General features: G+C 68.8%; 23 protein-coding genes and 2 pseudogenes. 15 read left to right on the forward strand and 10 right to left on the reverse strand.

Annotation, left to right across the window (positions count from 1 at the left end):
- Positions 1-2 precede the first annotated feature (2 nt).
- Positions 3-716 (forward strand): MerR family transcriptional regulator, encoded by a 714-nt coding sequence (locus NRB56_RS13230; RefSeq protein ID WP_153341796.1) that lies wholly within the window; start codon positions 3-5, stop codon positions 714-716.
- A gap of 471 nt (positions 717-1,187) precedes the next feature.
- Here NRB56_RS13230 and NRB56_RS13235 read toward each other — a convergent pair whose 3' ends face one another.
- The gene (locus NRB56_RS13235) at positions 1,188-1,574 is read right to left on the reverse strand and encodes a hypothetical protein (protein ID WP_153341798.1); all 387 of its coding nucleotides are present in this window, start codon (positions 1,572-1,574) and stop codon (positions 1,188-1,190) included.
- Positions 1,575-1,820: 246 nt separating this feature from the next.
- Between NRB56_RS13235 and NRB56_RS13240 the strand changes: the two genes are divergently transcribed.
- Positions 1,821-2,102: a hypothetical protein gene (locus NRB56_RS13240; protein ID WP_153341800.1), complete on the forward strand. Its 282-nt coding sequence runs from the start codon at positions 1,821-1,823 to the stop codon at positions 2,100-2,102.
- 9 nt (positions 2,103-2,111) lie between these two features.
- Here the strand turns inward: NRB56_RS13240 and NRB56_RS40120 are convergent, their stop codons facing one another.
- The 3 genes from NRB56_RS40120 to NRB56_RS13255 all read right to left on the reverse strand — a co-directional run bounded on the left by NRB56_RS40120 (position 2,112) and on the right by NRB56_RS13255 (position 5,029).
- Positions 2,112-3,530, reverse strand: a complete 1,419-nt coding sequence (locus NRB56_RS40120) for an ROK family protein (RefSeq protein WP_194290833.1) — start codon at positions 3,528-3,530, stop codon at positions 2,112-2,114.
- Positions 3,497-4,036: a hypothetical protein gene (locus NRB56_RS13250; RefSeq protein ID WP_153341803.1), complete on the reverse strand. Its 540-nt coding sequence runs from the start codon at positions 4,034-4,036 to the stop codon at positions 3,497-3,499. Before NRB56_RS13250 ends, NRB56_RS40120 begins: the two co-directional genes overlap by 34 nt.
- A 210-nt stretch (positions 4,037-4,246) precedes the next feature.
- The gene (locus NRB56_RS13255; RefSeq protein ID WP_153341805.1) at positions 4,247-5,029 is read right to left on the reverse strand and encodes a hypothetical protein; all 783 of its coding nucleotides are present in this window, start codon (positions 5,027-5,029) and stop codon (positions 4,247-4,249) included.
- Between the two features lie 513 nt (positions 5,030-5,542).
- Here NRB56_RS13255 and NRB56_RS13260 point away from each other — a divergent pair.
- From NRB56_RS13260 to NRB56_RS13275, 4 genes are all read left to right on the forward strand, one after another.
- A complete protein-coding gene (locus NRB56_RS13260) occupies positions 5,543-6,688 on the forward strand; it encodes a DNA polymerase IV (RefSeq protein ID WP_319942944.1) in 1,146 nt (381 codons plus the stop codon).
- Between the two features lie 128 nt (positions 6,689-6,816).
- Positions 6,817-7,602 carry an enoyl-CoA hydratase/isomerase family protein gene (locus tag NRB56_RS13265; RefSeq protein ID WP_153341807.1) on the forward strand — a complete coding sequence of 262 codons (786 nt, stop codon included), beginning with the start codon at positions 6,817-6,819 and terminating at the stop codon, positions 7,600-7,602.
- Positions 7,603-7,709: 107 nt separating this feature from the next.
- On the forward strand, positions 7,710-8,138 hold the full coding sequence (locus tag NRB56_RS13270) for a nitroreductase/quinone reductase family protein (protein WP_153341816.1): 429 nt from the start codon (positions 7,710-7,712) through the stop codon (positions 8,136-8,138).
- Between the two features lie 1,154 nt (positions 8,139-9,292).
- Positions 9,293-10,552: an ATP-binding protein gene (locus NRB56_RS13275; RefSeq protein WP_227837626.1), complete on the forward strand. Its 1,260-nt coding sequence runs from the start codon at positions 9,293-9,295 to the stop codon at positions 10,550-10,552.
- Between the two features lie 7 nt (positions 10,553-10,559).
- Here the strand turns inward: NRB56_RS13275 and NRB56_RS13280 are convergent, their stop codons facing one another.
- Together NRB56_RS13280 and NRB56_RS13285 are read right to left on the reverse strand one after the other, a co-directional pair.
- Positions 10,560-10,991: a hypothetical protein gene (locus NRB56_RS13280; RefSeq protein ID WP_153341818.1), complete on the reverse strand. Its 432-nt coding sequence runs from the start codon at positions 10,989-10,991 to the stop codon at positions 10,560-10,562.
- The gene (locus tag NRB56_RS13285; protein ID WP_153341820.1) at positions 10,988-11,173 is read right to left on the reverse strand and encodes a hypothetical protein; all 186 of its coding nucleotides are present in this window, start codon (positions 11,171-11,173) and stop codon (positions 10,988-10,990) included. Before NRB56_RS13285 ends, NRB56_RS13280 begins: the two co-directional genes overlap by 4 nt.
- A 268-nt stretch (positions 11,174-11,441) precedes the next feature.
- Between NRB56_RS13285 and NRB56_RS13290 the strand changes: the two genes are divergently transcribed.
- Positions 11,442-12,437 carry an oxidoreductase gene (locus tag NRB56_RS13290; RefSeq protein ID WP_153341822.1) on the forward strand — a complete coding sequence of 332 codons (996 nt, stop codon included), beginning with the start codon at positions 11,442-11,444 and terminating at the stop codon, positions 12,435-12,437.
- A 139-nt stretch (positions 12,438-12,576) separates the two neighbouring features.
- Here the strand turns inward: NRB56_RS13290 and NRB56_RS40610 are convergent, their stop codons facing one another.
- The 3 genes and pseudogenes from NRB56_RS40610 to NRB56_RS13300 form a co-directional block, all read right to left on the reverse strand.
- Entirely contained in the window at positions 12,577-14,076 is a 1,500-nt protein-coding gene (locus NRB56_RS40610) for a dioxygenase family protein (protein ID WP_456320178.1), read from the reverse strand.
- A gap of 6 nt (positions 14,077-14,082) precedes the next feature.
- Positions 14,083-14,592, reverse strand: a pseudogene (locus NRB56_RS40615) (iron-containing alcohol dehydrogenase); the annotation flags it as partial.
- 318 nt (positions 14,593-14,910) lie between these two features.
- A complete protein-coding gene (locus NRB56_RS13300) occupies positions 14,911-16,107 on the reverse strand; it encodes an FAD-dependent monooxygenase (RefSeq protein ID WP_319942945.1) in 1,197 nt (398 codons plus the stop codon).
- A 49-nt stretch (positions 16,108-16,156) separates the two neighbouring features.
- On the opposite strand from NRB56_RS13300, the gene NRB56_RS13305 reads away from it, so the two are divergent.
- The 6 genes from NRB56_RS13305 to NRB56_RS38915 all read left to right on the forward strand — a co-directional run bounded on the left by NRB56_RS13305 (position 16,157) and on the right by NRB56_RS38915 (position 22,587).
- On the forward strand, positions 16,157-16,954 hold the full coding sequence (locus NRB56_RS13305; protein WP_319942946.1) for an IclR family transcriptional regulator: 798 nt from the start codon (positions 16,157-16,159) through the stop codon (positions 16,952-16,954).
- A 129-nt stretch (positions 16,955-17,083) separates the two neighbouring features.
- Positions 17,084-18,151, forward strand: a complete 1,068-nt coding sequence (locus NRB56_RS13310; RefSeq protein ID WP_153341825.1) for a cupin domain-containing protein — start codon at positions 17,084-17,086, stop codon at positions 18,149-18,151.
- A gap of 5 nt (positions 18,152-18,156) precedes the next feature.
- Positions 18,157-18,981 carry a fumarylacetoacetate hydrolase family protein gene (locus NRB56_RS13315; RefSeq protein WP_153341827.1) on the forward strand — a complete coding sequence of 275 codons (825 nt, stop codon included), beginning with the start codon at positions 18,157-18,159 and terminating at the stop codon, positions 18,979-18,981.
- A 2-nt stretch (positions 18,982-18,983) separates the two neighbouring features.
- A complete protein-coding gene (locus tag NRB56_RS13320) occupies positions 18,984-19,703 on the forward strand; it encodes a maleylpyruvate isomerase family mycothiol-dependent enzyme (RefSeq protein ID WP_319942947.1) in 720 nt (239 codons plus the stop codon).
- A 65-nt stretch (positions 19,704-19,768) separates the two neighbouring features.
- Positions 19,769-20,341 (forward strand): TetR/AcrR family transcriptional regulator, encoded by a 573-nt coding sequence (locus tag NRB56_RS13325; protein WP_153341829.1) that lies wholly within the window; start codon positions 19,769-19,771, stop codon positions 20,339-20,341.
- A gap of 86 nt (positions 20,342-20,427) precedes the next feature.
- Positions 20,428-22,587 (forward strand): Cmx/CmrA family chloramphenicol efflux MFS transporter, encoded by a 2,160-nt coding sequence (locus NRB56_RS38915; RefSeq protein WP_227837628.1) that lies wholly within the window; start codon positions 20,428-20,430, stop codon positions 22,585-22,587.
- A 60-nt stretch (positions 22,588-22,647) separates the two neighbouring features.
- Here the strand turns inward: NRB56_RS38915 and NRB56_RS13340 are convergent, their stop codons facing one another.
- Positions 22,648-23,115 carry a nuclear transport factor 2 family protein gene (locus NRB56_RS13340; RefSeq protein WP_153341833.1) on the reverse strand — a complete coding sequence of 156 codons (468 nt, stop codon included), beginning with the start codon at positions 23,113-23,115 and terminating at the stop codon, positions 22,648-22,650.
- Between the two features lie 168 nt (positions 23,116-23,283).
- On the opposite strand from NRB56_RS13340, the pseudogene NRB56_RS38920 reads away from it, so the two are divergent.
- Together NRB56_RS38920 and NRB56_RS38925 are read left to right on the forward strand one after the other, a co-directional pair.
- A pseudogene (locus NRB56_RS38920) lies at positions 23,284-23,448 on the forward strand (MerR family DNA-binding transcriptional regulator); the annotation flags it as partial.
- Between the two features lie 203 nt (positions 23,449-23,651).
- Positions 23,652-24,137: a hypothetical protein gene (locus NRB56_RS38925; RefSeq protein ID WP_227837717.1), complete on the forward strand. Its 486-nt coding sequence runs from the start codon at positions 23,652-23,654 to the stop codon at positions 24,135-24,137.
- The last annotated feature ends 33 nt before the right edge of the window (positions 24,138-24,170 follow it).

Consider the following 24,170-nt stretch of genomic DNA (forward strand, 5'->3'; position numbering starts at 1 on the left):
CATTGATCACGATCGGCCGGCTCGCACGGTATGCGGGCGTGACGATCAAGGCCGTGCGCGTCTACCACCAGCGCGGCCTGCTCCCCGAACCGCCACGCGACCCCTCCGGCTACCGCCGCTACACCGCCGAAGACGCCGTAACCCTGATCAAGATCAAGACCTTGGCGCGCGCCGGCGTCCCCCTGGCACGCATCAAGGAATTGCTGGCCGCCGACCCCGGCAAGTTCACCGCGGCGATCGCCGACATCGACCACGCACTCGCCGAACGCGCCGAGGAAATCCACCGAACCCGCGAACAGATCGCCGAATTGTCGTCCGGCGACCGACTGTTCGTCTCCGCCGACGTCGCCGACTACCTCGACCGCCTGCAACGCCTCGGGATCAGCGAGCGAAGCATCCGAATGGAACGCGACATCTGGATCCTGCTCCAATCGGTAGCCCCGAACCAGGCCTCCGACTGGATCGCCGACAAACTCGACGCCATCGAAGACCCGCAGTTCCAAGCCATCTACCTCGACTACGACACAGCCTTCGACTGGTCCCCGGACGACCCCCGCCTGCCCGACCTGGCCACCCGCACCCGCCACTGGCTCACCACCAGATCCACCGGAGCAGGCCGGACAACCCCGGCACTGGACCCGAAACTGGTCCACCTGGTGAACGAATCGATCGGAATCACCTCCCCGGCCTGGGAACAACTCGCCCGGCTCACATAACCCCGACCGACAGGATTCCCTCAATCTCGTTGCCGTACAACTCAGTTCCGGAACGGATCGAGGTACCAGGTAGCCGGACTGTCCACGGCCGATAGGCGATGTCATCACCGGCATACAGCGCAACGCCGCCAGCGCCGTGACGGTGTGCTTCGTCGACGTCGCCACCAATATGGGCAGGATCTGGACCACCACGGTCCGGCCTGAACTCGGCCGTCGCACCGAGCCGGGCCGGCCGCAGGTACGGCGGGGAGGAGTCCTGCGTCCGAGCCTATTCAGCACGGCGGCGATCGGTACAAGGTCAGGACCACGGCGGCCGACACATCCAAGTGGTTCGAGGGTGGCGCTCGTCTGCACGATCCCGACGCCGGTGGGGGACAGTGCGATGAGCACGCCTGCATCGAGGTGAGAGGTGCGAGGAGGACGAAAACGGACCCGGGCACCTGCCCGGGACCATTTTTCTAGATCGCTGGTCTAGTGCAAGTCTTCCGGTTCATGGCAGCCCGGATCGGGGGTGTCTAGGTCATCTTGGTCGTCCCACTGTGGCACGACGCTCGGCTGGTTTACGACCGTCGGTGCCGGGTCGTGGTGCTCCAGGTCATCGATCATCGGCTGGACGATGTCGACGGCGATCAGTTCGCCGGCAACGCCGATCACGAGCACACCGGCTGCGTGCGCCAGGTATGTCAGCGACTTCCGCAGCCAAAGCGGCAGCCCGGTGCTGGTGTGCCCGTGTTCTTCGTGGTCCTGGTCGCCGACGGGTTCGGCGAGCTGGTCGAGTCGGGCATCCACTTCGTTGCTCATCGTGCGTCCCTTCTGCACGACGAGAAAAGCGCTTTCAGCGCCATGCTGGCCGCTCATCGGCTGCAACCTCCGTCTGTGCGTATCCCGATACACGAGCGATCCTAACTCCTAACTACTAAGTCATGCATCAGGGGTGGCGCGGGAGGCGATGTTTGCGGATACTTCCTGTGGGGTTCGGCCAAGGTTGAGGTTCTTGAGACTCTCCGTCTCAAATGAGTGCTAACCTGGCGGAGCAAAGGCAAGCGGTCCCTAATGGTTAGCAGCTACTCTGTGGTGGACCTGCGAGGGCAGGATGGTGGGGCGATGAAGAAGAACGACGTGGCGGCCATGGAATGGCTGCAGATCAACGTCAAGGTTCCGTGGGTGGTCGCGGTGGGCGCGAAGCGTCTCGCGCGTCAGCGTGGTGTACCGCTGAATACGCTCGTCACCGACATTCTTTCTCGCGAACTGCAGGCCGAGGCCGCAGCACTGCGGCAGCAGATCCTCGAAGAGGAGCGCGAGGCCGCCACCGAGCACGCGGCCCTGCGGGAGTTCTTCGAGCAGGGCAGTCCAGCCGATGAGAAGACCTCGGACCGTGGTGCGTGATTTCGCAGGTCACGACGCCAGTTGATCGAGATCGTCGTCGAGTTGCAGTGCCTGCTCGATGATCGTGTCCAGGACGCGTACCGCTGCGGCCCGGCCGAACAGCCGCGCCAGGGCGTCGCGAGTGGGGGGCAACGGGCGCCACTGGTATGTGGTGCTGGGCCGGCCGCGAACGGCGAAGGACTCCTCGAGTTCGTGCTCGGCACAGGTGATGAACTCGGCGAAGGGTTCCGGAACTGGCGGCACCAGTCCTTCAGGGACGAACAGGACCAGCTCTCCGGGGTCGGCCACATTGCACACGTGCGCCAGCCCGCGGCCGAACGCCGCACCAGCACAGGCGAACACCGACGAGGAGTGCGGGGCGTCGGTGGCCGCGACCGCGGCCGCCAGGCTGGTCCACGGGAGTTCGTCGTCCTCGTGGTGGCGGCCGAGGTCCCGGCGGATGCTGCTTGGGGTGGAGAAGGCGTCGACATGCCCCAGCAGCCCGCATCGGCACTTCACCGGTTCGGCCAGCCGCGCCCATCGGGTGCGCACCAGCCGCTGGTGCGCGGTGTCCGGCTCGTCGTCGCGCCAGCCCGGTGGCAGATCGACGATGAGGTGACCGACCTCCATCGCGCGCCCGGACCGTCCCCGGCGCAGCAGGCCGTCCATGATCAGCCCGCCACCGACTCCCTCGTCGAGGATCGCCACCACCGCCAGATCGGTGCTGCGATAGCCGAGGTCTCGGTAGACCAGAGAGGTCAGGCACGAGACGTCGTTCTCGACGACGATCGCCAGGGACGGCGTGCCCGGGATCGGGTCGTGGTCGAACAACCGCCGCAGCATTCCGCCGAGATCGGCGGAAAACCCGGTGGTGCCGGTGGCCTCGGTAATGGGTGTGACAACTCCGCCGATCGTCGGTGCGCCGACTTCCACGCCCACACCGAACAGCGACTTGGTGCTGTCGGATTCCGTGAGTAGGTGAACGTGCTGGTGGATCGTGCGGGCCAGCAGTTCCCAGGAGGCTTCGGAATCGGTGAACATCCTGGTGCGCTCGGCGAGGATCCGGGTGCCGCCGATGTCGCAAAGCAGTGTGGTCACCCCGGTCGGCTGGCTGCGTTTCTGCATCACATGCGCGGTGGCCGTGACGAAACCGCCGCCCAGCCGCAGGTGCCGCACCCAGTTGCGCCCCTGCTTTTGCCGCGTCCCCTCTGCCAGCAATCCGTACTTGGCGAGCTGCCGGACCGCCTTGCTCACCGTCGGCTGCAGGATGGGGCGGCGATCGACCGGCCGCGCGGTACCAGGCCAGCCGGCAGCGATTTCGCGACGGGAGATCTCCTTCGGTGCCGAGCGGGCCACCCGGGCGAGGACGGTCCCCAACAGGCCCGGCGTGAAACCACCGGCCTCGGCCACTGTGATCAGTGGATTGGGTTCTCTGCCTGACTTGTCCACCGGTCGTGGCCTCCTCGGTGGGCCGAACCCCCCACAGTGTCGTCGGCCGGATGAACGCGGGACGGATCAGGATGCAGGATCAAGACCTTCTTGTCGTTGTCCAAACCGCCGAAACGATACCCGCAATCGAACACCAACACCCGGAACACCCCGAAGGCGACAGCCCAGCGCACGTCCGCGTCCCACTCCGGATACGGCAGCTGAAACAGGGCCGCGGTCAGGCGGCGCAGTCCCGCCTCCGTCGAGCATTCCGGCTCCGGCCGCTCGCTCATCTCGCTCAGCTCGGCCCAGATCGGCTCGAACAGCTCCAGCGGCACCGGCTGCACGTACGCGTGCCCGAGCGGCATCGACCACTCCGGGAATGCCAGCCGGGCCCGCCAGATGGCTTCGTGGATGGTACGCCGGGCATGTTCAGGGTCCGGTTCGAGCCAATCGCCGATGGCAGGCAGGATCCGCCCGGCGGGTCGGCCACCGGAGGCGGACTCCCAGTCGAAGACGGTTGTCACGCCCTTCACCTCCTCCATCAGGGCCGGAGGCAATGGCAACCCGGCCGGACCGGGATCGCCGAGGAGGCCTACGAGAAGACCCCCGCGACGGTATGCCTCAGGCATGTCGTCACGCTTTTGCCAGCAAGGCTACGCCGTTTCCGGACATCGATACCACCACACACCCCGTGGTCCGGTAGAGTCGCCGAATCCTGTTGCGGCAGGCGGTATTCAGCCAGCGGCAGCCGGACTGGCCTGGTTTGACGCCTCCGGAAGGGCCTCGGTCATGCCGTCGACGACGGCCAGGAAGCCCAGCGCCACCGGATGCCAGTCCACCGGCACGCCGTCGATCCCGGGCAGCGAAACCAGCTCAGAATCCGACTGGCCCATCGCGTAGTTGGTGGCCGCGCCGCCGATCAACGCGGTCACGGTCTTGGCGAAGATCTCGATGGGAACACCATCCTTCAACTGCACCCCGTACTGTGGCAGCAACTTGCTGTAGAAGTCGGCCATGACCCGGATCGCCTGATCGTCAGCGGTGGACAAAATCTTTCGCGCCTCGCCCTGCGCCGGCAGGCTGGCGGCCAGCGCCGCATACGTACGCCACGCCGCCGACTGGTGGGTTGCCTCGAAATTGTGCCCCACAGCCTGCCGGATCGTCTCCCGCAGTACTTTACGGCGTCCCTCAGGCTCCTCCATCAAATGGTCGTACTTGTTCCGGATGGCCTCGACCTTCTCGAGGGTCGCCGGGGTGAGGATTGCCTGCCCGATCCGCTGCGGATCGACGATGGCCCGAATCAGGTCGAGGTGGAAATGCTCGTTCGTCGGCCAGATCCGTTTGGCAGATATACGAGGGACGTCCGCGCGGCGGATCACCTTGTTCATGTTCACCTGCATGGTCATCGGCAACCCGCCGATCTCCAGCAACTCCAGGGCAGCGGCCAGCACTTTCGCCCGGACGACCTCACGTGGACTGCGGTCACGCCGGGAACTCGAGCTGCCGTCGTGAGACATCAGCGGTCTCCCCCTCACAAGGTCATCGAAATGCGATTCTCGTGTGTGCTGCCCAGCTATCGAACCGACACCTTCTCGGTGCGCTCCTCCGTCGCGAGCGGGCTGGCGATACCGTATCCGAGTATCCGGTACCGCGTGCAGGAGTACGCGATCAGCGCAGGCAAAAACCATAGCCAGAAGTACGATCGTCAGAGACGGAACTCTCCCTGCGGCAGCCGATCCACCGCCCGACTACAGAGCCGAAGTCGGAATCGACCGGTTCCCGCTGAGTGGGATCAGCCGGAATCAGGATGCTGCGGGCCCGGGTGCGACTACAGGATATGACCGGGTTGTTGCACATCGTCGCCGGTACCGCGCTGTGGCCGGTGCTGGCGCACGCATTCACCGTAACGCGCGGATGTTCGCCGGGTCGGAAGTGGCAGCGACGTGCAACTTGGTGACCGATCGGCACGATTCATCCCGTCTTGGTGTAGACCGACCGGATTCGTCGTACCCGTGGGGTAAGACGTACTCGTGGCCAGGTGGCTGTTGCATGTCGATCTCGACCAGTTCCAGGCGGCGGTGGAGTTCCGCCGGCACCGGGAGCTGCGCGGTTTGCCGGTCATCGTGGGTGGTAACGGTGATCCGGCCGAGCCGCGCAAGGTGGTCACCTGTGCTTCCTATCCCGCTCGGGCCTTCGGGGTGCGGGCGGGTATGCCGCTGCGGCAGGCGGCCCGGCTGTGTCCGGAGGGCGTCTTCCTGCCTCTCGACATGGCCACTTACGAGGAGGCCTCCGCCGAGGTGATGGATCTGCTGCGCACCTTCCCGGTCCGGGTCGAGGTACTCGGCTGGGACGAGGCGTTCCTTGCCGCCGATACCGACGATCCGGAGCTGCTGGCCCGCGAGATCCGTGGTGCGGTAGCGGAATTGGATCTGACCTGTTCGATCGGTATCGGCGACAACAAGTTGCGGGCCAAGCTGGCGACCGGGTTCGCGAAGGCTGTCGGCAAGGGCGAGGCCGGAAACGAATCGCCGGCGGGCGTCGAGCAGGAAAGCCGGGTCGAGGGCGACGCTTCGGTCGCCGGGAGCGATGCTTCGTTCGCGGTGGCCGGGAGTGGGATGTTCCGGCTCACCGCCGACAATTGGACCGCGCTGATGGCGGACCGTCCGACCAGCGCGCTGTGGGGTATCGGCTCTCGTATCGCGAAACGGCTGTCGGAGTTGGGGATCGATACGGTGGCCCAGTTGGCGGCGGCCGATCGCGACCGGCTGGCGGCGGCGTTCGGGCCCAATACCGGGCCCTATCTGTGGGTTCTCGGGCACGGCGCGGGTGACACAGATGTCGTCACCGCGCCGCACATCCCGGTCGGGCACAGCAAGTCCGAGACGTTTCCGCACGATCTCACCGACCGGGCCGCGATCGAGGCTCAGGTGGCCCGCCTCGCCGCCGAGGTCGCGGAGGAGGTGGCCGCCGATGGGCGGGTCACCGCGCGGGTCGGGGTCATCGTGCGTACCAATACGTTCTTCACGCGAACCAAGCAGCGCAAACTTCCCGCGCCGACGACCGATATCGCCGAGATCGTGGACACCGCCCTGGCGGTGCTGGCCCGATTCGAACTCGATCGGCCGATCCGGCTGCTCGGGGTGCGTCTGGAACTCGTCCCGCTCGACACGCCGTGAGTTCGCGCGAAGTCGTCGACACCGGGTATGCAGGGATGCGGAGCGTTGATGCGCCCGCGCGCCGAGCGCGGCGGATCGGTTTGTCATGCTGTGAGCCGAGAGCTGAGATTGATGTGGGAAGGCTGTCCATGAGCAAGTACGAGACGATCCGGTTCGAACAGTCCGGGGGCATCGCACGGATCACCCTGAACCGGCCCGAGGCCGCGAACGGCATCAACCATGTGCTGGGCCACGAACTCGCCGAGATCGCGGGCCTGATCGCCGACGATCCGGCGGTCAAGGTGGTCATCCTGACCGGTGAGGGCAAGTTCTTCTCCGCCGGCGGCGATCTGAAGGCGATGGCGGCGAACGAGTCCAAGGCCGGCGCCTACGTGAAGGGGCTGGCCGACGATCTGCACCGAGCGCTGTCCTCCTTCGCGCGGATGGACGCGCTGCTGATCATCGGGGTGAACGGGGTCGCCGCGGGCGCCGGGTTCAGCCTCGCGGTGACCGGCGATCTGGTGGTCGCCGCCGACACCGCCTCCTTCACCATGGCCTACACCCGCGCGGGCCTGAGCCCCGACGGCGGCGCCTCCTACTATCTGCCGCGCCTGATCGGCCTGCGCCGCACTCAGGAGCTCATGCTCACCAACCGTTCCCTGTCCGCGGCCGAGGCGCTGGACTGGGGCCTGTTGCACCGGGTCGTGCCCGCCGCCGAGCTCGCCACGGCTGTCGACGAACTGGCCGCGCAGTTCGCCGCGGGCCCGAAGCTGTCCAACGCGAATGTGAAGAAGCTGCTGCTGGTCAGCTCCGACCACACCCTCGAGGAGCAGTTGGCTCGCGAGGCCGCCTTCATCTCGCACTGCGCCGACTCCGCGGACGGACAGGAGGGCATCGCGGCGTTCCTCGGCAAGCGCACTCCTAAGTTCGCCTGACACCCCTGCGGCCGGTCCTGCTGCCATCCGGCAGGGCCGCCGTGTCGCCTCCGCCACGCCGTGTCGATTGCGGTGCCGGTTCCGTTCCATTCGGGAGAATTCGTTTCATGAGCACACCGGACGACTGGAATACCACAATCATCGAAGAGTTCCGGGCGAACGAGGGCCGGGTCGGCGGCCAGTTCGAGGGCGCCCCGATGATCCTGGTCCATCACCGCGGCCGCAAGAGCGGTCGCGAGGTGGTGACCCCGATGATGTACCTGGCCGACGAGCAGGCGCCCGACACCATCTACGTTTTCGCCTCCAAGGCCGGCGCACCCACCAACCCCGCCTGGTACTACAACCTGACCACCGCCGGTAGCGGCACCATCGAACGCGGCACCGGCAGCTATCCCGTCACCGTCGAGGAGGTGACCGGCGAGCGCCGCGACGCCATCTACGCCGAGCAGGCCCGCCGCTACCCGGGTTTCGCCGACTACGCCCGCAAGACCGAAGGTGTCCGGACCATCCCGGTCCTGGCGCTGCACCGCGCCTGACGGCCCCAGGTAGTCCGAAGTCGCACGGCCACAACAGGTCTGAGCGCTGCCGGTAACCGGCCCACTCCGTAACACCGTTTGAGTGGCACCGGTTACCGGCGCGAACCCGCCGAGCCCCGGATCGCGGTATCGATACAGCTCGAGAAGGGTTGCGCTGCGCCCCGATTCGAGCGGCGAACACGTGGCACGTGCATGGCCGAATCGCCGCTGCCACCGCTGCTACCGGTGTCCTGCGCCCACTTTCTCCGTGCCGCTGTCCTGACACTGAAGTCTCTGTGTCACAGTGGAATTCGGACACGGACTGCGCGGCAAACTTGTCGGGCACGCACTCGCCGGAGCACGTCGCCCGCCGGATTGATAGCCACTCCGACCCGGTGGCGACAGCTCCTGAGTGACCTGATCGGTGCCAGGAACCATTCGCCTGGTGGCGTTTTGACGCATCCGGCATCCGGGCTGTGCGCTGCGAGCCGCGATTCGGGATTGTGCGTCGCCGCGAGCGTTCGTGAGTTCACGAGCATCAGCGGCAGTACCCACCCGGCAACCCGGTGTCGGCACGACGCGCGACCGGCACTCTCTACTCCCTGGTTACTCCGGATGTATCCAGATTCTTCTTTGTACGCAAGCCGTTTCACCTGTTTGTCGTGCGACAGGACGGGAGGCGACCCGGTCGTGGACGCTGACCCGCTGGGCACGCACTGGCCGAACACGCACCGCCGTGCCCTTGTTCCCGGGGTACCGAGAAGGGTAGCCGGGCCGGGGCCCCTTTCCGAGCCGTGTGTCGTCGGCTGGACCGTCACACCGGCGACGGCTGAATCCGTGGACTGTCCCGGCAGGAGCGATGCCACCCGGGCAGCGGATCGGCAGGTATGAGCCGGCGGCGTCGCCACGTGCACAGCGGCTGACTCACGGTCGGGGTCCGGCGGTTCGAGATGGTTCCTCGCGGCAGATGTGCAATCGGCGGCCCGCTGTCGTCGTGGCTTCCGGTGGTCGTCGTCGCACCGAGACCCGGCGGCTTCGTGCTCTCGGGAACGGCTGATCGGTCACCCGGACCGGGCTGAATCGGCGCCGACACTGCGGCAGCAGGACGGCGACACGGATGCGATTGTGGCGACCGCTTGCGGCCATCGGTGATGTCGGAACCGCATAATGGCCGGATGTCAGCCACTTTCGGGTCGTCGGATGGTCGGAACATCGTGCGCCGGATGGCCGATCCGGTGCGGACAGCGCTCGCCGAGCATCGGACGGTGATACTGCTCGGGGCCAGGCGGTGTGGGAAGTCGGCGGTTGTCGCGGCGCTGGCGCGTGAGTGCGGAGTTCCGTGCCGGTCCCTGGATCAGCCCACCCTGCGGCGGGTGGCGGCGTTCGACCCGGTCGAGTTCGTGGTCGGCGAGGATCCGGTGGTGATCGACGGGGTGCCGCAGGTACCCGAATTGCTACCTGCGGTGGAGAAGGCGGCGGCCCTCGGTTCGCGACCAGGGCGGTTCCTGCTCACCGGCTCGGTCCGCGCGCCGGGGTTCGGTGATCTGCCGACGGATGAGCCCGGCCGGACCGCCGTGCTCGAACTGTGGCCGCTGTCCCAGGGCGAACTGGACGGACGGCCCGACGGGTTCGTGGACCGGGTGTTCGCGGAGGGGGCGCGACTGGACCACGACAGCGGGGAGAAGCGTGCCGGGTACGTGGAAAGGATTGTGCGAGGCGGCTTTCCCGAGGCGGTATCTCGAACGCCGTTGCGGCGCAGACGTTTCTTCGAGACGTATCTGAACGAGCTGCTGGAGCGGGAGATCGGGCAGCTCGCCGAGATCGAGCGTGTCGATGAAATGCGGTTGCTGACCAGGCTGGTGGCGTCCCGGTCCGGTCAGCTGTTGATGGCGGGTACGGTGGCCGGCGAGCTGGGGATGGCGCAGCGCACCGTGGCGCGGTATCTCACGCTGCTGGAGGATGCCTTCCTGCTCAGGCGAATTCCGGCCTGGACGCGCGATATCGGGACCCGCGCGGTGAGCGCCGCCAAGGTGGCCGTGGTGGATTCGGGTCTGGCCACGCATCTGGTGGGTGTCGGCGAGGCCGAACTGCGTTCGCTGGCGGGCCCGTTGGGGCCGTTGCTCGAGGGCTTCGTCACGATGGAGATCGCCAGGCAGCTGACCTGGTCGGCGCCGGGGATCGAGATGTTCCACTACCGCACCCGGGATCAGCTCGAGGTCGACATCGTGCTGGAGAACCGGCGGGGACAGGTGGTGGCCGTCGATGTGAAGGCGGCGTCGACCGTGCGAGACGAGGACTTCCGCGGCCTGCGGCACCTCGCCGACCGGCTCGGTGCGGATCTGGTGGCCGGGATCGTGCTGCACACCGGTCCGCAGACGCTGGCGTTCGGGCCGCGCCTGCGCGCGGTACCGATCGGCGCGCTGTGGGAATCGTGAAATCCGCTCAGGCGCCCGGCAATCGGCGCCGCCCCGCGGCGAGATCGGCGGCGAGTTCCTCGTAGTCGAGGGACAGTTCCTCCAGGTTGGTCCAGGCATCCCAGAGACTCCAATCGTCGGTGCGGGTGAGCGCGGTGAAGGCGACGGCGGTGTACTCGGCGATCCGGTCGACGACGGCGCCCATCGATCGCGCCGGACGGGCCGTGGCCGATTCCGGTGGAGGCGACAACCGGCCGCGCACCCATCGATCGATCCCGGTGACGAGTGCGGCCCGATTCTCGTCGAGCCCGGACCGCCGTAACGGTTCCAGTCTGGACAGTTGTTCGTGCAGCGCCGTCAATTCGTATGCGGCCCGCAACAATGGATGTTCGTCGTGTCCGCCGCCGCGGCAGGCGCGCATGAGTTCGTGTTTCGAGGGCAGTTCGGTCGGCTCCGTCATCCGGTCACCCGTCCGGATGATTCCCGCCATTCCCGGGCCAGCCGGCGTTCGATCTCGGCGACCGTCGGTCTGCCGTCGGGGCGGCGCCGGTGCCGCCGTTCCGGCAGGTCGATGCCGGTCAGGACCAGGAACAGGGCGATGCACGCCACCCATGCGGCCACCACCGCGAGTACGAACACCATGCTACTTCCCCCTTTATGCGACCCGAGCTCCGAAAGTGATTGCCACTCTATAGCCTTTGCCGCGCCGCGCCACAAATCGATTGCTTATGTGAACTTCCGGACGGAAATTGTTGGGGTCGCTGAATATTCGATAAGGAGTATGTCGGAGAACGGTTTTCGCACAGCTATCTGTGGATTCGAATGCGTATCGGTAAATAATTAGCGGCACGGGGTGCGGGAGTGCGAGAGGTCCTTCACCGGCCGCGGCGGCCCACCTATGCTCGGACCCATGGTGTTTCAGGCGATGGTGGCGCGCGAGACGGACAGTGGTGTGACGTTGGCCCGGGAGGAGGTCGGTGACGAGTTCCTCGGCCCGGGGAATGTCACCGTCGAGGTGCACTTCTCCAGCGCCAACTTCAAGGACGGGCTGGCCGTCACCCCCGGTGGCGGTGTGGTGCGCAACTATCCCATCATCCCCGGCATCGACCTGACCGGCACGGTGGTCGACTCGGCCGATCCGCGGTTCGCCCCCGGCGACGCCGTCGTGGCGCACGGTTACGAGATCGGCGTGAGCCACCACGGCGGATTCGCCCAATACGCCCGGGTTCCGGCCGAATGGGTGGTCGGGCTCGACGGGCTGAGCACCCGCGAGGCCGCCGCGATCGGCACCGCCGGATTCACCGCCGCGATGAGCGTCGCGGCCCTGCTCGACCGCGGCCTGTCCCCCGCCGACGGCCCGGTCCTGGTCACGGGTGCGACAGGTGGCGTCGGCACGGTGGCCGTCGACATCCTCGCCGGACTCGGCTTCGAGGTGGTGGCCTCCACCGGCAAGGCCGATGCGGGCGAACTGCTCTCGGCACTCGGCGCGAAATCCGTGATCGGCCGCCTCCCCGAGGATCCGGCCGCGAAAATCCGCCCGCTCGGCAAGGCGCAGTGGGCGGCGGCCGTCGACAGTGTCGGCGGCGCGTCCCTCGCCTACATCCTCAGCACCGTGAAATACGGTGGCGCGGTGGCGGTCAGCGGCCTCACCGGCGGCACCGCGCTCCCCACCACGGTCATGCCGTTCATCCTGCGCGGCGTCTCCCTGCTGGGCATCGACTCGGTGAACTTCCCGATCGACGCCCGCCGCGCCCTGTGGACCCGGCTCGGCGGAGACCTGAAACCACAGCATCTTTCGGCCATCGAGCACTACGCCCCGGTGACCGACGCGGAAAAGGTCCTGCGCGACATCCACGCCGGCGGCCACTCGGGCCGCACGGTCCTCGGCGTCGCGGGCGAGTTCTGAATCAGGCGCGAGTCGCGGACGGCGGCGCACGCGTCGGCCGCAGCCCGATGGTGAACTCGTCCAGCGCGTCGATCAGCGCATCGACCGACACGGCGATCGCCTCGGTGGGAGTGACCATGCCGGTGGAAAGGTCCGGCGCTCAACGATTCTCCGGCGCCAGCACGATGTCGAATCGGGTCCGGGTCCAGGTCCGAGCGCCCGGGTCCCGGCCGTCCGGGGTCGGGCTCCCGGCGGGCTGCCGGTCGAAGGGCCGGATCAGCGAATCCTTCACGCCGAAGACGCTGTCGCCGATCGCCAGTTGCGGATCGTCCGCGACGAAGATGTGCGTCACCAAGGTGCGGTAGCCGGGAGCGGTCACCATGAAGTGCAGGTGAGCGGCCCGCACCGGCGACCGCCCGGTCGCCTCGAGCAGCTCACCGACCGGCCCGTCGTGCGGAATCGGATACGGCGTCGGCGTCAGACCCCAGAATCGGTACCGGCCCCCGGCGTCGGTGTGCAGATGCCCCCGCCCGGCGAGCGCGTCGCCGGGGTACTGGACGTCGTAGCACCCAGCGGCGTCGGCCTCCCACACCTCGATCCGGGCGTCTCCGATCGGTGTCCCGTCGACGGAGCTGACGGTGCCCTCCACCCAGCACGGCTCGCCGACCGCACCCCGGGCGATATCGCCACCGGGCGCGATCTCCGGCGAATCGGCCACGAAGAACGGCCCGAACACGGTGGCCTCGGTCGCGTTCCCGTTCGCCGGATTCGACACCGTGATCGTCTGCATCGACACGCCGAGCACATCGGACAGCAGGATGAACTCCTGCCGCCGGTCGTCGGTGATGTGCCCGGCCCGGGTGAGGAACTCGATCGCCGTCTCCCACTCCCCCGCATCGAGCCGCACTTCCCGCACGAAGGCGTGCAGATGTCGCGTCAGGGCCTGCATCAGCATCCGCAGCCGCGGATCGGCGGTCCCGTCGAACGAGGCGGCCACCCGATCGGTGAGGGTCTGCTCCCGGATGGCCTGTTCCACCTCGGCCGGCACCGCCGGATTCGACCCGGTGCGGGCGGCGGTCAGCAGGGCGGTCAGGTTGGCCGCGGTCACCGGCACCGGATTCGACGGTGGCGCCACCGCCAGCATGTTCGGCACGGCCGCCGCGACATCCTCGGCGGTGAGACCGGATTCGGCGAGCGCGGTCGGCGCGTGCAATGCCCGATACAGCTCGCCGAGCGCGCCGATCGCGGCGGCCGGACCGGCCGCGGGCACGACCGGCGGATGTCCGAGGGCCGTGGCCAGTCGACCGGCCAGATCCGGGACCGCGGGCGCGTTGAACGCGAGCACATGCGGCAGCACCACGGCATGCGTCCGGGCGTGCGGCAGATCGAAGGCCCCGCCCAGCACATGACAGATCTTGTGATGCAGCCCCGAACCCGCCGACGCGAAGGCGACCGCGGCCAGATAGCAGCCGTACAGCGCCCGCTCCCGCGCCGAGCCGTCGCCCGGATCGGCCACGATGCCGCGCAGTGCGGTGGCGAGCGCCCGCGCCCCCTCCAGCGCCATGGCCCGGTTGATCGGATCGGCCCGCGGCGCCCACAGCGCATCCACGCAGTGCGCCAGCGCATTCAGCCCACTGGTCACGGCCAGTTCGACCGGCATGGACCGGGACAACTCCGCGTCGTACACCACCGCCACCGGCAGCACCGCCCGATCGGATCCGGTCCGCTTACCGTCCGAGTCGGTCAACCCCCACACATCGGTGGCCTCCGACCCGGCGTAGGTGGTCGGCACGGCGACGATCGGCAACCCGCTGGTCAGCGCGACGACTTTAGCCAGTCCGACAGCCGACCCGCCACCCACCGCCACCAGCAGGTCGACTCCCGCCGTCGACGCGGCTGCCCGCGCGCGCTCGGCGGTGTCCACCGGCACGTGCTGCCGAACCTCGGTCCAGCGCAACGCCACCGGAACCACGGCCGCCAGCCGATCGACGTTCGCGGTGTCCCGCGTCGAGGCGATCAGCATGACCCGCTCGGCCCCGAGCCGCTCCACCTCGGCCCGCAGCAACTCCGCCGCCCGCCCGTGCCCGAACCCGACCCGCTGCCCCAGCGTCTCGTGCGTGAACGAGATGCCGGAATCGGCAGCCGCGCTGTGCGGGAACATGGACGACTCGGTCATTGTCGGCGCCTCTCACGGAGCGGATCTGATCGGGCTCGGCGGCACCCGGCCGCACACCCGACGAGCATCCCACCGAACCTCTCTCGCCCACCCCCCGCACGCTCCGATCGGCGCCGAACCCGCGTCCATCCCGCACGTTCGTGTCCACGGTCGGCGCCGAACCTGCCGGGCCGAAACACGCTCGGCCGCAGGTACCCGGGTCGCCGGCCGTCGACGTCGAGCGCGCCCGTCGGAGCAGGGACCGAACAGGTTCGGTTGCTCCGAGATCCGGTCGGGGCGAACCGGTCTGCCACCGCCCGGTTTCCTGCGCCCCCGGAATCAGTTCCGATCCGACGTGTAGGCCCACAGCCAGTCGGTGTACTTCCAGCTCTCGGTGTCGCGAGTGCGGAACAGTTCGTTGCGGGCGACCCGTGCGGTGCCGTCGAGGTGCCAGAGTTCGCCCCACATGCGGCCCGTGGTCAGCACCCGGTTGCAGCGCGGGGCGCGTTCCGCGTTGACCTCCCGCAGGATGCGCGGCCAGGCGGCGTTGCCGCCGTCGGCGAAACCGGCCGCGGCGTAGTCGGCCAGGCATCGCGCGTCCTCCAGCGCCATCACCGCGCCGGAGGCCAGGTACTGCAACGGCGGGTGCGCGGCGTCGCCGAGCAGCATCATCCGGCCGTCGACCCAGTTCGCGATCGGTTCCCGGTCGGACATCGGCCACCACCGATCGCGCCACAGGTATTCGAGCCCCTTGCGGACGGTGTCGTGGCAGTGCGCGAACGCGGTGTCGAGCTCCGCCGGGCCACCCCAGTCCGGCGCGCCGGTCCCGTAGTTCGGGGATTCGAAGACGGCGACCTGGTTGAGCATGGTGCCGCCGCGCAGCGGGTACTGGATGAAATGGCAGCGCGGGCCGATGTAGCCGACCACGTCCTCGATGTCGCGGTCCAGCGGCACCTCGGCATAGGGGAAGGTGCCGCGATAGGCGACATAGCCGGAGGCGACCGGCCGGTCGCCGGAGATCTTCGCGCGCAGCCGGGACTTGAGGCCGTCCATCGCGATCGCGACGTCGGCGGTGTGTGTCGCGCCGTCGTCGGTGCGCACGATCGCGCGGTGGCCCTCGGTGACGATGTCGGTCACCGTCACCCCGGTACGCAGGTCCGCGCCGGCCGCTTGCGCGGCGCCGATCAGGGCCGCGTGCAGGTCGCTGCGATGCATGACGAAGTAGGGCCCGCCGTAGTGCGCGCGGAACCGGGCGCCGAGGTCGACCGTGGTCAGCACCTCGGTGGTGATCGCGTCACGGAAGACGATGTTCTTCGGCTGCACCCCGGCGGCCAGGGCCTGGTCCAGCAGTCCCCAGGAGTCGAGGATGCGCGCGCCGTGCGGGCCGATCTGCAGTCCGGCGCCCACTTCACCGAATTCGGCGGAACGCTCGAACAGCGTGACCCGCGCCCCGTAACGGGCCAGTGCCAGCGCGGTCGCGGCGCCGCCGATGCCGCCGCCGGCGATGATCACCTGGGTCTCGGAGAGTTGTGCCACGTCATCCACGGTCGTCCCGGCCGGGACGCGCACACAATAGACTTCTGTGGTGCAGAAAAAGCCGCAGAAGACGATCCGGCGGCCCACCTATGCCCTGGAGTCCGTGGACAACGCCCTGCGCCTGCTGCAGATGCTGCGGGACGAGGGCGAGTTGCGCCTGACCGACGCCGCCACCGCGCTGGACATCGCCCCCTCGACCGCGCACCGGCTGCTCGCGATGCTGGTCTACCGCGGTTTCGCCGTCCACGACGAGCGTCGTCGCTACCACCCGGGCCCGGCCCTGGGTGCCGGTCCCGCGCTGCGCGGCTGGACCCGTGAGCTGGGCGAACGCTGCCGTCCGCACATGGAGGCGCTGTCGGCGCTGACCGGCGAGACGGTGAACCTGGTCATCCGGGTCGGCACCCAGGCCCGTTTCCTCGCCACGGCCGAGGGCACCAACCTGTTGCGGGTCGGCGACCGGCAGGGCCAGGTGCTGCCCGCCGAACTGACCGCCGGTGGTCGCATCCTGCTGGCCGAACTGCCGCGCCCGCTGCTGGAACAGCTCTACCTGCGGCCCGAGAGCGACGACACGCCCGATCGCCGGATGGATCGAGCGGAGTTCGAGCGGTTCGCCCGGGAACTCGAAGCGGCCCGCGCCGCCGGATTCGCGGTCAATCTGGAGCAGACCGAGACCGATGTGGCGGCCTTCGGCGCGGCGATCCGCAACGGCCGAGGACAGGCGATCGCGTCGATCAGCGTCGCGGTGCCGAGCACCCGATACCGTCGGCACCTGCAAGGACCGTTGCTGGCCCGGCTGCACGAGGCCACCCGCGGCATCGGCGTGGATGTGGCCGCGATCGAGCTGTGACACATTCTTTTCCGTAGAGCAGAAAAGTATCGGCCGGGCGCGGCGGTCGCTCCTACCGTCGGTGGCAGGAGCGTCCGGGTGGTCCGTCGTGGACCGGTCCGGGCCCATCGATCGAGGAGACCGAGCACGATGACGTCCACGGACACCGATCCCGAGCTGGACCGGCTCTACCGCGATTTCGCTGCCGAACACCTGAACCCGCTGTGGACCCAGCTGGGCGACCTGATGCCGATGACGCCCGCGCCGAAGGCCGTGCCCCACGTGTGGAAGTGGTCGACGCTGTACCCGCTGGCCCAGCGGGCCGGTGACCTGGTCCCGGTCGGCCGCGGCGGCGAGCGCCGGGCCATCGCGCTGGCCAATCCCGGCCTCGGCGGCGTGCCCTACGCCTCCCCCACCCTGTGGGCGGCGATCCAATACCTGGGCCCGAAGGAGACCGCCCCCGAGCACCGGCACGCGCAGAACGCCTTCCGGTTCGTCGTCGAGGGCGAGGGCGTGTGGACGGTCGTCGACGGCGATCCGGTCGCGATGCGCCGCGGCGATTTCCTGCTGACCCCCGGCTGGCACTTCCACGGCCACCACAACGAGACCGATCGGCCGATGGCCTGGATCGACGGCCTCGACATCCCGTTCGTGCACTACACCGACACCGGATTCTTCGAATTCGGTTCCGAGGGCGTCACCGACGAGGCCACCCCGGACGTCTCGCGCTCGGAACGGCTCTGGGCGCATCCGGGGCTGCGCCCGCTGGTCGGCCTCGGCGCGCGGGTCAACTCGCCGATCGCGTGCTACCGCTGGGAACACACCGATGCCGCGCTGCGCGAGCAATTGGCCCTGGAGGACGAGGGCTACGCGGCCACCACCGAGCCCGGCCATGCCGCGATCCGCTACACGAACCCGACCACCGGCGGCGACGTGATGCCGACGATCCGGGCCGAGTTCCACCGGCTGCGCGGTGGCGCGCGCACCCGCCCCCGCCGTGACGTCGGCTCCTCGGTGTTCCAGGTGTTCGACGGCGCGGCCACCTTCCGGCTCGACGGCCGGGAGCACGCCGTCGGGGTCGGCGATCTGGTCGTCGCTCCCTCCTGGGTCGAATGGTCGATCGAAACCGATTCGGGCGCGGATCTTTTCGTCTTCTCGGATGCGCCGATCGTCGAACGCCTGCACTTCGACCGCACCCACTTCACCGAAGGAGCCTGACCGCCATGCGACTTGCCACCCTGCGACTGGACGGCGCCACGGCGGCCGTGCGCGTCGACGACGACGCGACCGCGACCGTCGTCGACGGCTACTCGGATCTGTCGGCGCTGCTGGCCGATCCGGCGTGGCGCGATATCGCGGATCGGGCCGCGGGCGCGAAGGTCGAACTCGCTCAGGCCGATTACGCACCCGTGGTCCCGCACCCCGGCAAGATCGTCTGCGTGGGCCTGAACTACGCGACCCACATCGCCGAGATGGGCCGGCAACTGCCCGAACATCCCACCCTGTTCAGCAAATTCGCGGACGCCCTCACCGGTCCCTACGACGATGTCGTCGTACCCGCCTATGCCGCAGCCGAACTCGACTGGGAGGCCGAACTCGCCGTGATCATCGGCACGGACGCCTACCGGGTGGCCGCGGCCGACGCCGATGCGTACATCGCCGGCTACTCGGTGATCAACGACTACACGATGCGCGACTACCAGTACCGCACGTTGCAGTGGGATCAGGGCAAGAACTTCGAGAAGTCCTCCGGTTTCGGCCCGTTCCTGGACACCGGGTACACGCTCGGCAGCCGGATCGAGGCTCGGCTCGACGGCGAGGTCATGCAGTCGGCGACCACCGACGACCTGGTCTTCGGCCCCGCCGCGCTGGTCGAGTACATCTCGCACATCGTGACGCTGCGGGCCGGTGACGTGATCATCACCGGCACCACCGGCGGCGTCGGCCACGCCCGCAAGCCACCGCGCTACATCGGTGACGGTCAGACCGTCGAGGTGACCATCGAGGGCCTGGGCACCGTGCGCAACAAGACGATCGTCGCCGAGTAGCCGTGGCCTTCGACGACCTGCCCCTGCCCGAGCGACTGCTGATCGCCCGGCGCGGCACCGCCTATTTCGCTCAGCGCCTGGCCCTCCTGCCGGACGACGCACTGGCACAGCCGATCTCGCTGACCGGCTGGACCCGATCGCATCTGATCGCGCACGTCGGTTACAACGCTGCCGCGCTGTGCCGGCTGCTGGAATGGGCGGCCACCGGCGTCGAGACGCCGATGTACGCCTCCCCCGGCCGGCGCGCCGAGGAGATCGCCGCCGGCGCCACCCTGAGTCCCGCCGCCCTGCGAAACCTGTTCGCGCACACCAACGCCCGCCTGGACCGGGCCTGGCGCACGCTGCCCGACCCGGCGTGGTCGGCCGAGGTCCGCACCGCGCAGGGCCGCCTGGTCCCGGCGTCGGAGACCGCGTGGATGCGCACCCGCGAGGTGTGGATCCACGCCGTCGACCTCGGCAACGGCGGCCGCTTCGGCGATTTCCCACCGGTCGTCCTGGATTCGCTGCTCACCGACATCGCCGGTGTCTGGCGGCGCAAGGATCTCGGCGCGGGCCTGGTCCTCGCCGTCGACGGCCGGGAGCCGCTGGTGGTCCGCGACGACACCTCGACGGACACCACGGTATCCGGGCCGCTCGCGGCGGTAGTGCGATGGGCGACGGGCCGCGGCGCGGTCGGCGCCCGGATCGAGGGCCCGCGGACCACCCCGCCGCCCTGGTTGTGAGCCGCCGCGTCCGAGGCGGTGACCAGTTTTGGACTGATGTATCCAAAACTTGGTAGGGTGACGATATGGCACGACCGAGGCAGTTCGACGAGGAGGGCGCCGTCGAGGCGGCGATGCGGGCGTTCTGGATCGCCGGGTACGACGGGGTATCCACGCAGGAGCTCTGCGCGGCAACGGGTTTGGGCCGCAGCAGCATCTACAACACCTTCCGGAGCAAGCGGGACCTGTTCGAGCGGGCGCTGCGCCGCTACATGGCGGACAAGAACAGTGGCACGTTCGCGCTGCTCGAGGGGCCGGGCTCCACGCGCGAGAAGATTCGGACCTTGCTGTATCTGGTGGTCGACGCATCGGACAGCGACCCGCTCGGCTGCCTGGTCGTGAACGCCACCGTCGAACTGGGGCAACGTGATCCGGAGATGGCGCGGCTACTGCACACCGATCTGCAACGCCGCCTCACCGCCGTGACCGCCGCCGTCGCCGCCGGACAACGCGCCGGCGAGATCGCGACCGGACGAGACCCGGCGGATATCGCGCAATTCGTGGTCGCCACGATCAGTGGGATGCGGGTCGCGTCCCGTGGTGGCGCTGAGCGCGCCACGCTGGCCGCGATCGCCGATGTCGCCCTGGCCGCCCTGTGAACTCCCGATAGCCGAAAGACGCCGAGCCGGGGCGGTTTTCGCATACCCCGGTTTTGAACCGATCAATACAAAACAGGAGGAACGCGATGCCGGTGGCCGTCTACGTGCTGGGTGCGGCGATATTCGCCCAGGGCACCTCGGAACTCATGCTCGCCGGACTACTCACCATGATCGCCGGCGATCTCGGCATCACCGTGCCCGAAGCGGGCCTGCTGATCTCCGCCTTCGCGATCGGAATGCTGTTCGGCGCACCGATTCTCGCGATCGCCACGGCCCGCTGGTCCCGCCGGTCCGCGCTGCTCACCTTCCTGGCGATCTTCGCGGCCGCGCATATCGTTGCGGCACTGACCGATTCGTATCCGATGCTGTTCGCCACCCGCGTGGTGGCCGCGTTCGTGTACGCCGGATTCTGGTCGGTGGCCGCCGCCACCGCGGTGCACGCCGTCCCGACGACGGCACGCGGCCGTGCGATGAGCATCGTGGCCGGCGGCCTCACCCTCGCCACCGTCGTCGGCCTGCCGCTGGGCACCTGGGCCGGTCAGCTGTGGGGCTGGCGATCGGCGTTCTGGGCGGTGACGCTGCTGTCGGCGCTCGCCGCGCTCGGCGTGCTGCTCGCGGTCCCGGAGGGCCGCCCCACCGACGCTCCACGCGTGCGCGCCGAATTGCGCTCCCTGGCAACGGGTCCGGTGCTACGGCTGTACGCCACCACCATGCTCGCCACCGGCGCCTGCCTCGCGGTCTTCGGTTATCTCGGCGCCTTCCTCACCACGACGACCGGATTACCCGAGGCCTGGGTGCCCGTCGTACTGGCCGGCTACGGCGCCGGGATGTTCACCGGTGTCGTCCTCGGCGGCCGCTTCGCCGATGCCCACCCGGTGCGCACCCTCGCCATCGGCATCACCGGACTGACCCTGACCGCCGCCCTCCTCGCGCTGACCGCCCGGCACGCGATCGCGGTGATCCCACTCGTGATCTTGCTCGGCATCGCCGGATTCGTCACCAACCCGGTCCTCAACAGCCGTGTCTTCACCCTGGCCCCCGCCGCGTCCACGCTGGGCGCCGCCGGCAACGTCGCCTCCTTCAACGTCGGCATCACCGTCGGCCCCTGGCTCGCGGCCTGGCCATCGGCGCCGGCCTCGGCTACCCCGCCACCGCCTGGATCGGCGCCGCGCTGGGTGCCGCTGCGCTCGCGATGGTCGCCTGGTCCGGCCTGCGCGACGTCTTCCCGACCTCGGCCCGCGCCACGAAACCCACTGTGGACGCACAGATCTGACCGGGCCGAGACGATGCATGCCGGACCCACATACCCACCGGCATCATGGTCACCTGCCACGCACAGATCTGACCGGGCCGCGACGATGCATGCCGGAGCGGCCCGGTATCTCGGCACGCCGAGACCTCGTCTCTCGTGCCGTAGCGGATCTCACCGGCGCGGTATCCCGGACGGACAACCCGGTGCGGCAGCCGTACGACCGATCATCGGCAACCCCGGTGCGGCGGAACCGGAAGCCGCACGGCCGAGTCGGCATTGCATCCACCCCGACCGCGCTGCCGGGGAGCGAGGACTTGAATCCGACGTAACGTCAGGTCCTAGCGTGGGCGGTGCACATCGAAGGAGGTGGTGGCAGTTGTCCGAACGCGAATGGCGGGTGGGCGAACTGGCCCGGGAATCCGGCGTGACGGTGCGGACTCTGCATCACTACGACCGGCTCGGCCTGCTGGTTCCGTCCTCACGGACCTCCGGCGGCCACCGCTGCTACACCCGGGCCGACGTCCGGCGCCTGCACCGCATCGTCGCCCTGCGCGGCTTCGGTTTCTCGCTCGACGACATCGCGGGTCTGCTGCGCGCCGAACCCGACCAGGACCCGCGGGACCTGGTCCGGCAGCAACTCGCACTGGTGGGCGAGCGCATCGCCCGAGCCACCGTGCTGCGGCAGCGCCTGCTCGATGTGCTCGACGGTCTCGACCGTGCGGTCGAGCCGTCGACATCGGAGTTCCTACGTCTGATCGAGGAGACGATCGCGGTGAACCAACCCCTGACCCACGAGGAAATCGCTCGCTTGACCGCGCGGCGGACCGAGTACCTGCGACAGTTGAGTCCGGAAGAACTGGCGGCCCTGTCGGAACGGCGAGCCGCGGCCTTCGCGGCGATGAGCCCGGCCGACCGCGAACGAATGCGCGCCGAACGCGCCCGCATGATGCCACCCGGCATCGATATCGCCCAGCCCGACACCCCCGGATCATGAGCTGAACCGAGGGCCGGCCGGGCCCCGCGGCCCGGCCGGCAATGGTCCCGCCGCGCCGAATCACCTGGTCGCGAGCATGGACCCCATGTTGCCGCTGCGCCACGTGACCCGCAGCCGCCATTCGCTCAATCGCCAACCCTCATCGGAATGCGTTGCGCGAATATCGAATACCCCGCCCGCCAGGAAATGTGTCTCCAGCGAACGCGAATCGGATTCGCCCGCCGCCCACAGATGCATGGCCGTCGAATTCGCCCGCATACTCGCGGCGCCGTCACCGATCTCGACCAGATGATCGCTGGTCACATGATGTGTCGCCCGGAAACGAGCGAAACTCGCGGTATGGCTCTCCAGAATGGCGTCGGGCCCGACGACCGCGGCGCCGTCGGGCCGGACGACCCGGCCGTCGGGCGCGAACGTCGCGGCCACGACCGCTCGGTCGAGCCGCTTGTCGTCGACCGCCGCCAGATATCCGGTCAGCAACTCGACGATCGCGGTGCGGTCGGACGATTCCCGCGTGATGATGCCCATCATTTCTCCTCTGCTCGACGAACATCACCCACGCTAAAATCTGACGTTACGTCAGTTTCAAGTAGCGATTCGATGAATTACGGTCGTCGCCCGCGAAATTCCGGGCTCGGTGCCCGGCAGTATTCGTCGGCTTGACTCTCCCGCCGGGGGAGACTCCACGCTGTGGGTATGGACGACGAGAACCTCCTCACGATCGGGGCTCTGGCCGAGCGAACCGGATTGACGGTCAAGACGATCCGGTTCTACGCCGACAAAGGGATCGTTCCGCCGACCTGTCACAGCCCGGCCGGCTACCGCCTCTACGACGCCGATGCCGCGGCCCGCCTGGAACTGGTCCGCACGTTGCGTGAGCTGGACATCGATCTCGCCACCGTCCGCCGCATCCTGGCCCGCGAGAGTTCGCTGGCCGAGGTCGCGGCGGCGCACGCGGCGGCGCTGGATGTGCAGATCCGGGTGCTGCGGTCGCGGCGTGCGGTGTTGCGAGCGGTGGCGAAGCGGGAGATGACACCTTCGGCAGTGTCGAGGCCGAACCGGCGATGCTGGAGTTGCTGCGATCGAGCATGCCCGAACTCCCCGAAGATGCCACGCCCGAGCAGGTCGGAGCGTGGGTCGAGCTCGTGGAGTTGGTGCGGGACAACGACTTCCGCGCGTCGGTGCGGCGGATGGCCGAATACCAGGCCCGGGAACGCGCCGCGGGCGACGACAGCGGCCTGCACCACGACCTCACCGAAGCCGTACGGCAGGAGGTCGACAGAGCGTTGACGGCCGGTGTCGCACCGGATTCGAAGGTCGCGGCCGGCATCGTCGACACGCTCATGACCCGGTACGCCGAAACCTTCGGCAAGGCCGACGACGCCCACTTGCGAGCGTGGGTGCTCGAGCGGCTCGAGGTCGCCGACGACCCCCGGGTGACGCGATACTGGCAGCTGGTCGCGACGATCAACGGCTGGCCCCCGGTCGCGGATCTCGGCCCGGCGTTCACCTGGTTCGGCGTGGCGTTGCGCACCCGGCTCGAGCCATAGGCCCCCGCCGCACCCCGCCCGGGGGCAGCGGGC

It is taken from the genome of Nocardia aurantia, assembly GCF_009604425.1.
Classification (GTDB): Bacteria; Actinomycetota; Actinomycetes; order Mycobacteriales; family Mycobacteriaceae; genus Nocardia; species Nocardia aurantia.

Bases quoted from the DNA above. Each gene is read 5' to 3' on its own strand.
- NRB56_RS38915 (WP_227837628.1), top strand. From the start codon at position 20,428: ATGCCGGTGGCCGTCTACGTGCTGGGTGCGGCGATATTCGCCCAGGGC.
- NRB56_RS13290 (WP_153341822.1), top strand. From the start codon at position 11,442: ATGGTGTTTCAGGCGATGGTGGCGCGCGAGACGGACAGTGGTGTGACG.
- NRB56_RS13235 (WP_153341798.1), bottom strand. From the start codon at position 1,574: ATGAGCGGCCAGCATGGCGCTGAAAGCGCTTTTCTCGTCGTGCAGAAG.
- NRB56_RS13280 (WP_153341818.1), bottom strand. From the start codon at position 10,991: ATGACGGAGCCGACCGAACTGCCCTCGAAACACGAACTCATGCGCGCC.
- NRB56_RS40610 (WP_456320178.1), bottom strand. From the start codon at position 14,076: ATGCCGGTCGAACTGGCCGTGACCAGTGGGCTGAATGCGCTGGCGCAC.
- NRB56_RS13275 (WP_227837626.1), top strand. From the start codon at position 9,293: ATGTCAGCCACTTTCGGGTCGTCGGATGGTCGGAACATCGTGCGCCGG.
- NRB56_RS13325 (WP_153341829.1), top strand. From the start codon at position 19,769: ATGGCACGACCGAGGCAGTTCGACGAGGAGGGCGCCGTCGAGGCGGCG.
- NRB56_RS13270 (WP_153341816.1), top strand. From the start codon at position 7,710: ATGAGCACACCGGACGACTGGAATACCACAATCATCGAAGAGTTCCGG.
- NRB56_RS13340 (WP_153341833.1), bottom strand. From the start codon at position 23,115: ATGGGCATCATCACGCGGGAATCGTCCGACCGCACCGCGATCGTCGAG.
- NRB56_RS13310 (WP_153341825.1), top strand. From the start codon at position 17,084: ATGACGTCCACGGACACCGATCCCGAGCTGGACCGGCTCTACCGCGAT.
- NRB56_RS13315 (WP_153341827.1), top strand. From the start codon at position 18,157: ATGCGACTTGCCACCCTGCGACTGGACGGCGCCACGGCGGCCGTGCGC.
- NRB56_RS13240 (WP_153341800.1), top strand. From the start codon at position 1,821: ATGAAGAAGAACGACGTGGCGGCCATGGAATGGCTGCAGATCAACGTC.
- NRB56_RS13255 (WP_153341805.1), bottom strand. From the start codon at position 5,029: ATGTCTCACGACGGCAGCTCGAGTTCCCGGCGTGACCGCAGTCCACGT.
- NRB56_RS13265 (WP_153341807.1), top strand. From the start codon at position 6,817: ATGAGCAAGTACGAGACGATCCGGTTCGAACAGTCCGGGGGCATCGCA.
- NRB56_RS13285 (WP_153341820.1), bottom strand. From the start codon at position 11,173: ATGGTGTTCGTACTCGCGGTGGTGGCCGCATGGGTGGCGTGCATCGCC.
- NRB56_RS38925 (WP_227837717.1), top strand. From the start codon at position 23,652: ATGCTGGAGTTGCTGCGATCGAGCATGCCCGAACTCCCCGAAGATGCC.